The organism is Pseudomonas sp. R1-15 (genome assembly GCF_051132085.1).
Lineage (GTDB): Bacteria > Pseudomonadota > Gammaproteobacteria > Pseudomonadales > Pseudomonadaceae > Aquipseudomonas.
Map to the genome: position 1 here is coordinate 2,906,645 of NZ_CP071660.1, position 12,558 is coordinate 2,919,202.

The window sequence follows — 12,558 nt, forward strand, 5'->3', positions numbered from 1 at the left end:
CCTCTTCGCGAGCAGGCTCGCTCCCACAGTCGGCTCGCGTTCAACCAAGCAATTGCAGGCGACACAACCCCCCTGTGGGAGCGAGCCTGCTCGCGAAGGCGGTGGCATGGTCGATGAAGATGTTGATTGTGCCGGCCTCTTCGCGAGCAGGCTCGCTCCCACAGTTAGATCGGGGTAAAGCAGAAGAGGCAGGCTGCCTACCAGCCCGCCTCGCTCTTGATCCTGATCTTGATCTTGATCTTGATCTTGATCTGAGACGCCCCGTTAACCACGCTGGCCGAACGCAGGCATTGCGCAGTGGGCATCCTGGCATGGATGCCAGGATAGCCGCGCTGGGCCATGGATGGCCCTTCGCGGCGGCCCACGGAGCAATGCCGGAGTGAGGGCACACCGAGCCCAGGCGAGGTGCCGAGTGGTGGGGCAGAGCGTTTTTGGTTACTTTTGGCGCTCTTTCCAAAAGTGACCCGCCGTAAGGGCGGAACCCTAAGCAGCCGTTACCGCAGCAACGGATATGTACCCAGTCAACGAAACCCTGGCCGACTCTCAGGCCGCCATCGCGAGCAAGCTCGCTTGTATGGTAGGACTTGAAGGGAGGAGGAGGGACTAGGCTCGATTCTGACTGTTAGCCGCAGTACAGACCGTGGGAGATTTCACCCCTCCTCCTTTCACCCAAGCGCCGATAAAGAATGCATCTGGCCTAGACCGACGATAGGAACAAGCCTGCGCCTCTGGGTGAACCCTTCAAGTGTTCAAACCTTAGCCCGGAGGATTTTCAATGGCAATGCCCGTCGCCACCGCCCAGCCGATCGTAGGTGTGGATGTCGCCAAAGATGAGTTGGTGATTTATCACGCCCAATCCGATCGACTCGAAACGATCCCCAACACCAAAGCTGATATCAAAAAGTGGCTCAAGGCATTACCTGCGCCAGTGGATGTCGCCATCGAAGCCACTAATATCTATCACCAGGACTTCGCCGATCTGGCTTATGCGCATGGCTGTGTGATTTATATGATCGGCGGTTACGAACTCAGTCATTACCGCAAAGGTGTGAAAGTGCGCGCTAAAACCGATGCGCTGGATGCTCGGTTGTTGGCTCGCTACTTGAACAACGAAGGCCACCAGTTGCACCCTTGGTCCCCGCCATCGCCCCTGTATTGCAGGCTTATAAGCCTTTTCCGGCGACGGGCAGCCTTGGTTCAGGCGCGTGTCAGCCTCAAGCAAAGCTGGTCAAACGAACCGTTGCTCAAAACGGCCTTTGAGAACCAGATAAAGGCAATGCAAAGACTCGAGATTTTGCTTGAGAAAACAATCCAGACGCAGTTGGATGCAGCCGGTTTGGGCAGTCAGCTCAAGCGCTGCATGAAAGTCGAAGGCATCGGTCTGTTAAGCGGTGCCCGTTTGCTCACGTCGTTTCAACGTGGAGATTTCAGAAATGCCGATGCCTTCATCGCTTTTCTGGGTCTGGACCTGCGCATATCGGACTCGGGAAAAAAGAAGGGACGCCGCTGCCTGTCTAAGCGAGGTGATCCGGAGGCACGCCGATTGATGCACAACGCCGCGATGTCGGCGAGTCGCACGGCGGCGTGGAAGGGATTTTACGAGGGTTTGAGGTCCCGAGGGCTCAGCACAACCGAGGCATTGGTAGCGCTGGCCCGCAAGCTTGCCCGAGTGGTATTCGCTCTGTTGAAGAACCAGAGCGAATACTTACCAAAAGGCATTTAGGGGCTAGTCCCGCACCATAGAATCTCCCACAGGGAAACGCGAGCAACCCCGCTCCAACAATCTCGAAGGGCGGGCTACTCCAACGGCCCCAGCACCTGCCGATATTTCTCCGGCCCTTGCGGTGTCTGCCGGGTCAAGCTGATCTCGATGCCCAGTGGATCTTCCTGCCGGTTGCCGCTGAGTTTGCGCCAGCCCTTTTCCCTGTCCCAGAATCGCAGCCCCGCATCGCTGACTTCACTCAACACAGCCACGCCTGCACCCGGCGCCGGTAGAGGGTAGCGGCTGCGAGCCTGGCCCTGGGCGCGATAAAGTGTGTCGCCCTTGAGCCACCAGCGTACCCGTTGCAAGCCACCGCCCTGATCGGCGGCCTCACGGATAACGTCAAGGCGAAAACCCTGGCCTTCGGTGCTGCGCAGGGTGAGGGCGGGCGGGGCGGTCGAGGGCTCGTTGTCGATACCCGGCTTGAGCGGTTCGCTCAACTCGACGCCAGCCCGCAGGGCCACATCGCGCTCCAGCTGGTTCAGTACCCGCAGCAAGGCTTCGGTCTGCTCGGTGCTGGCCTGCAAGTGGCTGTCGGCGCGGGTCACGCTGTCCAGCCCGCGCCACGCGATCAGGCTGATCACCGCCATCAGCAGGATCGCCACCATGACTTCAAGCAAGGTGAAGCCTGCCTCCCGGCCGCTCATTGAACCCATACCCGACCGGCGGCGCTGCGTTGCACAGTGAAACTGTTCTGGCCGTCTGACAAGCGGATCTGTAGCGGCACGCCGATCCATTCGGCATTGAGCACCACGCGTTGCCGAGGTTCCACACGTACCTCCATGGACGGGCTTTGCCACCGTCGCGGGCGCAGCTGCGGGTCTTCATTGAAGCGGTCCAGTCCTGCGCCCTGGTCCGGGCGGCGACTGAAGCCGAAGCCCTTGGCGTCCCAGCGCCAGGTGATCGGTCGCCCGTCGGCGCGGGCTTCCGTCTGGGCCAGTTGCAGCAGCTGGGCCAGCCGTTCGGCATCCTGGCGCAGCAGCTTCGCCGGGTCCGGCTTGATGCTCAGGCTCACGGCCGCGCTGGCGATGCCGACGATCACCAGCACCACCATCAATTCGATCAGGGTAAAACCGCGTTGCTTGCCGTGCATCCGGGCGCGCTCCTTTGCGTTAGTGATCATCGTGCACGCTGAAGATGATAAGGATGTGAAATAAAACGGAGAGAATTGACGCGTACGCTGGACGCTGGAATCAAACAAGGAGATCAGGACATGACGTTCACGGAACGAGTCTCCCCGGCGCATATCGTCCAGGCGCTGGGACTGGTGGCAGCGTTGGCCGGCGTGGCGACCTGGTCTTCTCTGCTGCTGACATCCGCCGAGTCGCGCACCCCGGACGTGGCCCCGCAACGCCTGGCCGAGCGTTCCGACAGTCCTGCGTTGCAGTGGTTTTCCAACCAACCGGCGGCGGTGGATATCAAGGTCAGCGGGGTGATGGCCGGCGCCCGCGGCGCGGTGGCGATCCTGAGTCTCAACGACGGACCACCGCGCAGTTTCCTGGCCGGCGAGCGGGTAGCCCAAGGGGTAAGGCTGGTAGCGATCGAGGCGCAGGCCGTGGTGATCGAACGCGGCGGCGAACAGACCCGGCTGGAACTGGCGCGGCTGCCGGATTCGGTGAGTTTACCGTCGCTGCTCCGCTGAACTTTGTGGCGAGGGGATTTATCCCCGCTGGGCTGCGCAGCAGCCCCAAAACTGAATATCCACTCGGTTGTCGGCCTGAAAAGGGGCTGCTACGCAGCCCGACGGGGATAAATCCCCTCGCCACAGAAAGATCGTGTGCAACCGGTTATTTTTCCCGACTGAGCAAGGTCTCCAGCCGAGCCAAGGGCGGCGCCTCGCGGTTGCGGTCGGATACGCTCAGCTCGATCCGCAGCATTCGCCCATTTTCCGCCGGGCGCAGGTTCTGCTCGCAACGCAGCAGCAAGCGACCCTGATCGCATTCAAAAACTTTCATCCCCGGCGTCACGTGTCCCTCCAGGCGCAATTGCGCCAATTGGCTGCGAGCCGTCAGCAAGGCGATGGACTTGTCTCGCAGCAAGCCGTTGCTCTGGGTCATCACCGCCGCCACGCGCACCGCGGCAGACATGGCCACGGCAATGATCGCCAGGGCCACCAGCACTTCAATCAGGGTGAAACCGGCTTGTGGGGCTGGGCGTGACATCGGTCGGCTCGAGGGGGCGAAAGCAGTACCCAAGCCTGAGCAATGTTCTTTACAGATTGACGACGCAAGCTCCTGAGCAATTTCAATATCGCTGACATATTTTCTTGCAACACTGCGCCTCGAATCGAATCCAGGAAGGACTGTCGAGATGCACATCGCCCCTTGTTACGCCCGTTCCCGAGGCCCACGCGCGCAGCGGGGCTTCACCCTGATCGAGATCATGGTCGTGGTGGTCATCCTCGGCATTCTCGCGGCGATGGTAGTGCCCAAGGTTCTTGATCGACCTGACCAGGCCCGTGCCACGGCGGCAAAGCAGGACATCGGCGGGTTGATGCAGGCCCTGAAGCTTTATCGCCTCGATAACGGCAGCTATCCCAGCATGAACCAGGGTCTCAAGGTATTGGTGGAGCGGCCGGCCGATGCCAAGAACAGCACCTGGCGTTCCTACCTGGACCGCTTGCCCAATGATCCGTGGGGCCGCCCCTACAACTATCTCAATCCTGGCGCGAACGGCGAGGTCGATATCTTTTCCCTCGGTGCCGACGGCCAGCCTGACGGCGACGGTGTGAACGCCGACATCGGCTCCTGGCAGTTATAAGGGCCGTGATGCGCACGAATTCGCCGACAGCGGCGAAGCAGGGCGGCATGGCGGTGATCAGTGCCTTGCTGATTGCTGCCGTGGTGGCCGTCATCGCCGGCGGCATGCTCACCCGCCAGACCCTGTTCACCCGCAGCCTGGAAGCCGAGCAACTGCGCATCCAGGGCGCGGCGCGGTTACAGGGCGGCCTGCAGGTGAGTCGCCAGTTGCTCTGGGAGGTTCGCCAGCGCGATCCCTTGACGCGCTTCGGCCAGCCTTGGGCGAAACCTATCCTGATGCCGGGCTCCGGCCAGGTCGACACGCCATTCGAAGGGCAACTGGAGGATGAACAGGGCAAGTTCAACCTGCGCAATCTGGTGGTCGATGACCAGGTGGACCAGGAACAGCTGCGCGCCTTCTCGCGGCTGTGCGAGCAGTTGGGTGTCGCCGCCACGGTACGGGCGCGTATCGTCGAGCGGGTGATTGCTGGCTACCCGCGTCTGTTGAATCTGCCGCGGGCGGGCCAGGCGTCCACGAGCAGCACGTTCGACAGCGGCCGCAGCACCTCACCGGACGCCTCCGACACGCTGGCGCCGACCCGGCCGATGCTGCGCACCTTGCAGGACCTGCTCAGCGTCAAGGGCGTCACCCCGGCACTGCTGGAAACGCTGGCCCCTTACGTCACGATCCTGCCGGCCAACACCTGGCTCAACGGCAACACCGCCAGCGCCGCGGTGCTCGCCGCCTACGTGCCGGGGTTGTCGCTGCAACGCGCCCAGGCGCTGATCAATGAACGCGACGGTGGCCACTGGTTCATCAATCGCGGGGATTTCGTCAACCGCCTGCGCATGCCCGAACTGGACGTCAGCACCGTCAAGGTCGGCATCGCCAGCGACTGGTTCCGCCTGCGGGGCCAGGTGCGCAGCGGCCAACGGCGGGTCGAACTGGATGCCTTGCTCCAATGCAGCCAGGACCGCTTGCCTCAGGTGATCTGGTCGCGGGTGGGTGTATGAGCCGTTTGCGCATCGCCCTGGCGCCGCTGGATCGTCTCGGCCTCGATAGCCCGGTGGCATTTGCCTGGCTGGATCGCCAAGGGCAGGTGCGTGATGCCGGTCTCAGCACACTCCGGGCGCTTGGCCAGGGCACGAAGAAGCAGGCGGTCGAATGTTTCCTGCATCCGCGTGACAGCTTGCTGGCGCGCCTGGAGCTGCCGCCGTTGTCCGCGGCGAAAACCACCGCCGCCGTGACCTGCGCGGCCCAGGCGCTGATGCTCGGCGCCACCGAACAGATGCAAGTGGCCCACGGCCCGCGCGATGCGGACGGGCAGGTAGCGGTCGCCTGGCTGGACCGTGCGTCGCTGAACCTATTGGGTCAGATCCTGCAGCAGGCCGGCCTCAAATTGCGCGGCCTGTATCCGGCCGCCTACGCCTTGCCGGTGTTGTCGGGGCCAGTGGCATGTATCGAAGACGGGCACGTGCTGGTGCGCCATGGCTTGCAGCACGCGGTGGTCCAGCCGTTGCTGGACGATGCGCTGGACGAGTGGCTTGTGGAGATGGGCAGCGGCCTGCATTGGGTGGGCGAGTCGCCGCCGCAAGTGACGACTGACAGTTTGCCCGTCACCCAGCGCTGGACGGGTGTCGCGCCGGGCTGGGGCCTGCATGCCGGGTTGACGCAGGGGCGTGCCGGGCGCGGCGGCTGGGGGCGGGCGGCGGGCATCTGCGCGCTGGCGGTGGCGGTGTGGGTGGTCGGGCTCAATCTGTATGCCAGCCGTGAAGCGGCCCAGGGGCAGCGGCTCAAGGCGCAGATGAGCCAACGGGTGAAGCAGGCGTTCCCTCAACTGCCGGTGATTCTCAACCCCTTGCAGCAGGCCCGTCAGCAAATCGCCGCGCGCCAGAGCGGTTCGCTGGCGGAGCCTGGGCAGCGCTTCGCCAGCCTGGTAAGGCAGGCGGGCAGCGCCATGCCGTTCATGAGCGGCAATGTGCAGGAACTGGTGTTCGAAAACGCTGAGTTGCGCCTCAAGCTCGGCGCCGAAGCGCAGAAAGTAGCGGCGGGTGACGACTGGAAAATGCCCCTGGCCCAGGCCGGCATCGAGGTCGCGGCCATTGACCAGGGGTGGACGTTGCGCGTGGCTCCCGCCGGGCAGGAAGCGCAAGACAGCCCCGACGAAAACCAGGAAGCAAACGATGAATAAGCCGACCGCGGCACAGCTGAAGGCGCGCTGGCAAAACCTTCGCACGGCCTGGCAGGGCCTGGCCGCCCGCGAGCAACGTGCCGTGGCCCTGGCGGCGTTGGTGTTCGGTGGCGGCCTGGTCTGGCTGGCCTTGATCGAGCCGGCGTTGAAAACCATCGCTTATTGGCAAACCGAGACCCCGAAGCTGCGCTCGCAGACCGAAGCCCTCGAAGTGCTGCTGCGCGACGTTGGCGGACCTGCCCGGGGCCAATCCCTTGAAGTCGCCCTGCGCCAGACTCTGGATGCCAGCGGCCTGGGCGAGCGCTACCAGTTACAACCGCCGGGCACCGCGGCGCCGGACGCGTGGCAACTCACTTTCACCGAAGCGCCGGCGGACGGGGTGATCGATTGGCTGCTGGGCAGTCCACCACAATTTTCCCTGGAAGTGATCGAGGCCCGCTTGCAGCGCACGGCCCCGGCCAGTTCCGACCCAACCCCCGGCACTCTGTCCGGAACCGTTCGCATGAACCACGCGTCAAGCGCTAAGGAAGCTTCATGAAGGGGTCCAGATACCCGCGACATTGGCGCAAGGCCGCGCCGCTGCTGTTGCTTGCTTTGGGCGCGTGCACCAGCACGCCACCGGCCTCCCAGCCACCGTTGCTGGTGGACAGCGAACTGGGCATCCCGCTGGGCAGTACCCAGCGCAGCGGTGACGCGTTGCTGGACCGGCAACGGGCCCAGGCGTCCCGCGAGCAGAAACCGCCGGTGCGCCATCAGGTCGACCTGACCGCCCGCGCCCGCACGCCGCGTAGCGATGCCCCTGCGAGCAATCCGTTGGGTGATCAACCGGTGACGCTGAATTTTGTCGAGGCCGATATCCAGGCGGTGGTGCGCGCCTTGTCGCGTTCCACCGGTCAGCAGTTCCTGGTCGATCCGCGAGTCAAAGGCAACCTGACCCTGGTCTCCGAAGGCCAGGTGCCCGCCCGCCAGGCCTATGAAATGCTGCTCGCGGCCTTGCGCATGCAGGGCTTCAGCGTGGTCGATGTCGGCGGTGTCGCCCAAGTGGTCCCGGAAGCCGATGCCAAGTTGCTGGGTGGGCCGATCTACAATGCTGACAAACCGGCCGGCAACGGCATGCTGACTCGCACCTTTCGCCTGCAATACGAGAACGCGGTCAACCTGATCCCGGTGCTGCGCCCGATCGTCTCACCGAACAACCCGATCAACGCGTACCCCGGCAACAACACCATTGTGGTGACCGATTACGCCGAGAACCTCTCTCGCGTCGCGCAGCTCATCGAGGGGATCGACACTCCGAGTGCTATCGATACCGATGTGGTGCCGATCCAGAACGGCATCGCCGTGGACATCGCCCAGATGGTTTCCGACCTGCTGGAGACCCAGGGCGGCGACCAGACGCAGAAGATCAATGTGATCGGCGACCCGCGCTCCAACTCCATCATCATCCGCGCCGGCAGCCCGGAGCGGACCGAGCTGGCGCGCAACCTGATCTACAAGCTCGACAACGCGCAGAACAACCCGAGCAACCTGCACGTGGTGTACCTGCGCAACGCCCAGGCCGCCAAACTCGCCCAGGCCCTGCGCGGCTTGCTCACCGGGGAAAGCGAAGGCGAGGGTAACGACAATTCGCGCTCGGTGCTCAGCAGCATGGGCGCCAGCACCAACGGCCAGAGCGGGCAGGGCAACGAAAGCGCAGCCAGCCCCGTGAGTAGCACCACCTCGGGCAGCGGCAGCGGCTATGGCCAAGGCCAAGGCAGCAGCGGGCAAACCTCCAGCACGACGCAGAGCGAGCAGAACACTGCCTTCAGCGCCGGTGGCGTGACCATCCAGGCCGATGCCACCACCAACACCTTGCTGATTTCCGCGCCGGACCCGCTGTATCGCAACCTGCGCGAGGTCATCGACCTGCTCGACCAGCGCCGCGCCCAGGTGGTGATCGAGAGCCTGATCGTCGAAGTCGGCGAGGACGATGCCAGCGAGTTCGGCGTGCAATGGCAGACCGGCAACCTCGGCGGCAGCGGCGTGATTGGCGGGGTCAACCTCGGTGGCACCGGGCTCAACCTCAACGGCAAGACCAGCATCGACGTGTTGCCCCAGGGCCTGAACCTGGGCCTGGTCAACGGCACCGTGGACATTCCCGGCATCGGCAAGATCCTCGATCTCAAGGTGCTGGCCCGGGCCTTGAAGAGCAAGGGCGGCACCAACGTCTTGTCGACGCCGAACCTGCTGACCCTGGACAACGAAGCGGCGAGCATCTTCGTCGGCCAGACCATCCCGTTCGTCAGCGGCAGCTACGTCACCGGTGGCGGCGGCACCAGCAACAACCCGTTCCAGACCGTGACTCGTGAGGAGGTCGGCCTGAAGCTCAACGTCCGACCGCAGATTTCCGAGGGCGGTACGGTCAAGCTCGACATTTACCAGGAGGTCAGCAGTGTCGACAACCGCGCCTCCAGCACCACCGGGATCGTCACCAACAAACGTGCGATTGACACCAGCATCCTGCTGGACGACGGGCAGATCATGGTCCTCGGCGGGCTGCTGCAGGACGGTTACAGCCAGAGCAATGATGCGGTGCCGTGGCTGTCGACGATCCCCGGCATTGGCGCGCTGTTTCGCAACGAGCGGCGCCAGGTCACCAAGACCAACCTGATGGTCTTCCTGCGGCCCTACATCATCCGCGACACGGCGGCGGGTCGCGGAATCACCCTGAACCGCTACGACTTCATGCGCCGCGCCCAAGGCCTGCTGCAACCGGAGCGCAGCTGGGCGCTGCCGGACGTGCAGGCGCCGCAACTGCCGGCCTCGGCCCGGGCGATTCCAGGCGCCACGCCCGCCGGGCTGCAAACGCCGAGGGCGGTGATCAAGGCGGTGCCGGTCGAAGGAGGCGCTCGCTGATGGACACCAACCCTGTGGGAGCGAGCCTGCTCGCGATGACGGCGACCCGATCGACATCCATGCAAACTGACCCACCGCTATCGCGAGCAAGCTCGCTCCCACAAGGGAGTTGCGGTGAGAGCAATGTTGAGTTCACCCCAAGACACTGTGGGAGCGAGCTTGCTCGCGATGACGGCGGTCTGGCCGATATCAATGCAGCTGTCCCACCGCCTTCGCGAGCAGGCTCGCTCCCACAGGGTGCCCAGACGACTCATGAACCCGAGATGTCGGCATGAACACCCTCCCATACGCCTGGGCCAAGGCCCAGCGCCTGGTATTGCGCCAGTCCGGGGAAGAGGCGGTGCTGATGGTGTGCCCGTCGACGCCGGGCTGGTCGATCAGCGAAGTGCGTCGCCAGTTCGGCGAGGTCCGCCTGGAGCGGGTGCGTGACGAGGAGCTCGACGGCCTGCTCAATACCGCCTACGCCGACACCGGCAGTGCTGCCGCCGTGGTCGGCGCGGCGGAAAACGAGGTGGACCTCGACCGGTTGATGCAGGACATTCCCGAAATAACCGACCTGCTGGACACCCAGGACGGCGCGCCGGTGATCCGCATGATCAACGCGCTGCTGACCCAGGCCGCCCGGGACGAGGCCAGCGACATCCACATCGAACCCTACGAGAGCCATTCGGTGGTGCGCTATCGGGTCGACGGCACGCTGCGTGACGTGGTCTCGCCGCGCAAGGCCTTGCACGGCGCGCTGGTGTCGCGGATCAAGATCATGGCCCAGCTCGACATCGCCGAAAAACGCCTGCCCCAGGACGGCCGCATCGCCTTGCGTGTCGCCGGGCGGCCGATCGACATCCGCGTCTCCACCGTGCCCACTGGCCACGGCGAACGGGTGGTGATGCGCCTGCTGGACAAACAGGCCGGACGTTTGCAGCTGGAAACTTTGGGGATGGACCCGGACGTGCTCGGCAAGCTCGACCACCTGATCCGCCAGCCCCACGGCATTGTGTTGGTCACCGGCCCTACGGGCAGCGGCAAAACCACCAGCCTCTACGCCGCCCTGGCGCGGCTGGACGCCAGCGTACACAACATCCTTACCGTCGAAGACCCGGTGGAGTACGACCTGCCGGGCATCAGCCAGATCCAGGTCAATGCGAAAATCGACATGACCTTCGCCCTGGCCCTGCGGGCGATACTGCGCCAGGACCCGGACATCATCATGATCGGTGAAATCCGCGACCTGGAGACCGCGCAGATTGCCGTGCAGGCCTCGCTCACCGGTCACCTGGTGTTGGCAACGTTGCACACCAACGACGCGGTGTCGGCGATCAACCGTCTGATCGACATGGGCGTCGAACCCTTCCTGCTGGCCTCGTCGATGCTCGGCGTGCTGGCCCAGCGGCTGGTGCGCAGGCTCTGTCCGCACTGCAAACAAGCCGATCCGGCCTCGCCTGGCACCTGGCGCCCGGTGGGTTGCCCGAGTTGCAACCAGACCGGCTACAGCGGCCGCACCGGCATTCATGAACTGTTCTGCATCGACGACGACATTCGCACGCTGATCCATCAAGGGGCAGGGGAGCAGGCGCTGCGCGCCGCGGCCCGCCAGGCCGGCATGTTCAGCATGCGCGAAGACGGCGAACGCTGGGTGCGCAGTGGCGCCACCGCGCCTGAAGAAATCCTCCGCGTAACACGGGACGCCTGATGAATCGCTACCGTTTCGAAGCCGCCGACGCCCAGGGCAAGATCGAATCCGGGCACTTGGAAGCCGACAGCCAGGGCGCTGCCTTCAGCCTGCTGCGCAGTCGCGGGCTGACGGCGTTGCAGGTGCAGCTCGAGCGCAACACGGCGCAGGCCAACGGCGGCGGTCTGTTCAGTGCCAAACTCTCGGATAACGACCTGGCCTGGGCCACCCGGCAACTGGCGAGCCTGCTGGGCGCCAGCCTGCCGCTGGAGGCCGCGCTGAGTGCGACGGTGGAGCAGGCGGAGCGCAAGCACATCGCCCAGACCCTCAGCGCCGTGCGCGCCGATGTGCGCAGTGGCATGCGCCTGGCCGAAGCCTTGGCGGCGCGGCCACGGGACTTTCCGGAAATCTACCGGGCGCTGATTGCCGCCGGCGAAGAGTCCGGCGACCTGGCCCAGGTGATGGAGCGGTTGGCGGACTACATCGAGGAGCGCAACAACCTGCGGGGCAAGATCCTCACGGCGTTCATTTATCCCGGCGTGGTGGGACTGGTGTCGGTCGCCATCGTGATTTTCCTGCTCAGCTACGTGGTGCCCCAGGTTGTTAGCGCGTTCTCCCAGGCCCGCCAGGACTTGCCCGGGCTGACCTTGGCGATGCTCACCGCCAGCGACTTCATCCGGGCCTGGGGCTGGCTATGTTTTTGCGTCCTGGTCGGGGGGTTCTGGAGTTGGCGTCTTTACCTGCGCCAGCCGGCGGCGCGGTTGAACTGGCACGCGCGGGTGCTGCGCCTGCCGCTGATCGGGCGATTTGTGCTGGGCCTCAATACCGCGCGTTTCGCCTCGACCCTGGCGATCCTCGGTGGCGCCGGAGTGCCCTTGCTGCGAGCACTGGAGGCCGCGCGCCAGACCCTCTCCAACGACCGCCTGAGCCTGAGCGTCAGCGATGCCACGGCCAAGGTTCGCGAAGGTGTCAACCTGGCAGCGGCGTTGCGGGTGGAAAAAGTCTTTCCGCCGGTACTGATCCACCTGATCGCCAGTGGCGAAAAAACCGGCTGCCTGCCACCCATGCTCGAACGTGCCGCGCAAACGCTGTCCCGCGACATCGAACGCCGCGCCATGGGCATGACGGCGCTGCTGGAGCCATTGATGATCGTGGTCATGGGCGGGGTGGTGCTGGTGATCGTCATGGCCGTGCTGCTGCCGATCATCGAGATCAATCAGTTGGTGCAGTAGCAAGACGCGCCACAAAAGCTGCGAATATTTTTGCACTGCCACAACACCTCCCGTGTCATGCCCGCGCCAA

13 protein-coding genes are annotated in these 12,558 nt (G+C 64.5%); 9 read left to right on the top strand and 4 right to left on the bottom strand.

Features of this window, described 5'->3' with window-relative positions:
• Window positions 1-197 precede the first annotated feature (197 nt).
• On the bottom strand, window positions 198-365 hold the full coding sequence (locus tag J3P97_RS13130; protein WP_434674605.1) for a hypothetical protein: 168 nt from the start codon (window positions 363-365) through the stop codon (window positions 198-200).
• 410 nt (window positions 366-775) lie between these two features.
• On the opposite strand from J3P97_RS13130, the gene J3P97_RS13135 reads away from it, so the two are divergent.
• Complete coding sequence (locus J3P97_RS13135) at window positions 776-1,723, top strand: IS110 family transposase (RefSeq protein WP_434623735.1); 948 nt, start codon at window positions 776-778, stop codon at window positions 1,721-1,723.
• A 74-nt stretch (window positions 1,724-1,797) separates the two neighbouring features.
• On the opposite strand, the gene J3P97_RS13140 is transcribed toward J3P97_RS13135, so the two are convergent.
• Window positions 1,798-2,409 carry a type II secretion system protein GspJ gene (locus J3P97_RS13140; RefSeq protein WP_434674410.1) on the bottom strand — a complete coding sequence of 204 codons (612 nt, stop codon included), beginning with the start codon at window positions 2,407-2,409 and terminating at the stop codon, window positions 1,798-1,800.
• Entirely contained in the window at window positions 2,406-2,855 is a 450-nt protein-coding gene (gspH, locus tag J3P97_RS13145) for a type II secretion system minor pseudopilin GspH (protein WP_434674554.1), read from the bottom strand. Before gspH ends, J3P97_RS13140 begins: the two co-directional genes overlap by 4 nt.
• A 120-nt stretch (window positions 2,856-2,975) precedes the next feature.
• Here gspH and J3P97_RS13150 point away from each other — a divergent pair, with 120 nt between their 5' ends.
• Complete coding sequence (locus tag J3P97_RS13150) at window positions 2,976-3,404, top strand: type II secretion system protein N (protein WP_434568453.1); 429 nt, start codon at window positions 2,976-2,978, stop codon at window positions 3,402-3,404.
• Between the two features lie 145 nt (window positions 3,405-3,549).
• On the opposite strand, the gene gspI is transcribed toward J3P97_RS13150, so the two are convergent.
• The gene (gene gspI, locus J3P97_RS13155) at window positions 3,550-3,924 is read right to left on the bottom strand and encodes a type II secretion system minor pseudopilin GspI (protein WP_434674411.1); all 375 of its coding nucleotides are present in this window, start codon (window positions 3,922-3,924) and stop codon (window positions 3,550-3,552) included.
• A gap of 148 nt (window positions 3,925-4,072) precedes the next feature.
• Here gspI and gspG point away from each other — a divergent pair, with 148 nt between their 5' ends.
• The 7 genes from gspG to gspF all read left to right on the top strand — a co-directional run bounded on the left by gspG (window position 4,073) and on the right by gspF (window position 12,488).
• Window positions 4,073-4,522: a type II secretion system major pseudopilin GspG gene (gene gspG / locus J3P97_RS13160; protein ID WP_434674412.1), complete on the top strand. Its 450-nt coding sequence runs from the start codon at window positions 4,073-4,075 to the stop codon at window positions 4,520-4,522.
• Window positions 4,523-4,530: 8 nt separating this feature from the next.
• The gene (gspK, locus tag J3P97_RS13165; protein ID WP_434674413.1) at window positions 4,531-5,514 is read left to right on the top strand and encodes a type II secretion system minor pseudopilin GspK; all 984 of its coding nucleotides are present in this window, start codon (window positions 4,531-4,533) and stop codon (window positions 5,512-5,514) included.
• Entirely contained in the window at window positions 5,511-6,692 is a 1,182-nt protein-coding gene (gspL, locus tag J3P97_RS13170; RefSeq protein ID WP_434674414.1) for a type II secretion system protein GspL, read from the top strand. The genes gspK and gspL overlap by 4 nt, the downstream gene beginning before the upstream one ends.
• Entirely contained in the window at window positions 6,685-7,230 is a 546-nt protein-coding gene (gene gspM, locus J3P97_RS13175; protein WP_434674415.1) for a type II secretion system protein GspM, read from the top strand. The genes gspL and gspM overlap by 8 nt, the downstream gene beginning before the upstream one ends.
• Window positions 7,227-9,587, top strand: a complete 2,361-nt coding sequence (gene gspD / locus J3P97_RS13180; protein WP_434674416.1) for a type II secretion system secretin GspD — start codon at window positions 7,227-7,229, stop codon at window positions 9,585-9,587. The genes gspM and gspD overlap by 4 nt, the downstream gene beginning before the upstream one ends.
• Before the next feature lie 271 nt (window positions 9,588-9,858).
• Window positions 9,859-11,277 carry a type II secretion system ATPase GspE gene (gspE, locus tag J3P97_RS13185; protein ID WP_434674417.1) on the top strand — a complete coding sequence of 473 codons (1,419 nt, stop codon included), beginning with the start codon at window positions 9,859-9,861 and terminating at the stop codon, window positions 11,275-11,277.
• Window positions 11,277-12,488 (top strand): type II secretion system inner membrane protein GspF, encoded by a 1,212-nt coding sequence (gene gspF, locus J3P97_RS13190; RefSeq protein WP_434674418.1) that lies wholly within the window; start codon window positions 11,277-11,279, stop codon window positions 12,486-12,488. The genes gspE and gspF overlap by 1 nt, the downstream gene beginning before the upstream one ends.
• Window positions 12,489-12,558 lie beyond the last annotated feature (70 nt).

Excerpts from the sequence above, each read along its gene's own strand:
- J3P97_RS13135 (WP_434623735.1), top strand. The coding sequence starts at position 776 with ATGGCAATGCCCGTCGCCACCGCCCAGCCGATCGTAGGTGTGGATGTC.
- J3P97_RS13140 (WP_434674410.1), bottom strand. The coding sequence starts at position 2,409 with ATGAGCGGCCGGGAGGCAGGCTTCACCTTGCTTGAAGTCATGGTGGCG.
- gspH (WP_434674554.1), bottom strand. The coding sequence starts at position 2,855 with ATGCACGGCAAGCAACGCGGTTTTACCCTGATCGAATTGATGGTGGTG.
- J3P97_RS13150 (WP_434568453.1), top strand. The coding sequence starts at position 2,976 with ATGACGTTCACGGAACGAGTCTCCCCGGCGCATATCGTCCAGGCGCTG.
- gspI (WP_434674411.1), bottom strand. The coding sequence starts at position 3,924 with ATGTCACGCCCAGCCCCACAAGCCGGTTTCACCCTGATTGAAGTGCTG.
- gspG (WP_434674412.1), top strand. The coding sequence starts at position 4,073 with ATGCACATCGCCCCTTGTTACGCCCGTTCCCGAGGCCCACGCGCGCAG.
- gspK (WP_434674413.1), top strand. The coding sequence starts at position 4,531 with ATGCGCACGAATTCGCCGACAGCGGCGAAGCAGGGCGGCATGGCGGTG.
- gspL (WP_434674414.1), top strand. The coding sequence starts at position 5,511 with ATGAGCCGTTTGCGCATCGCCCTGGCGCCGCTGGATCGTCTCGGCCTC.
- gspM (WP_434674415.1), top strand. The coding sequence starts at position 6,685 with ATGAATAAGCCGACCGCGGCACAGCTGAAGGCGCGCTGGCAAAACCTT.
- gspD (WP_434674416.1), top strand. The coding sequence starts at position 7,227 with ATGAAGGGGTCCAGATACCCGCGACATTGGCGCAAGGCCGCGCCGCTG.
- gspE (WP_434674417.1), top strand. The coding sequence starts at position 9,859 with ATGAACACCCTCCCATACGCCTGGGCCAAGGCCCAGCGCCTGGTATTG.
- gspF (WP_434674418.1), top strand. The coding sequence starts at position 11,277 with ATGAATCGCTACCGTTTCGAAGCCGCCGACGCCCAGGGCAAGATCGAA.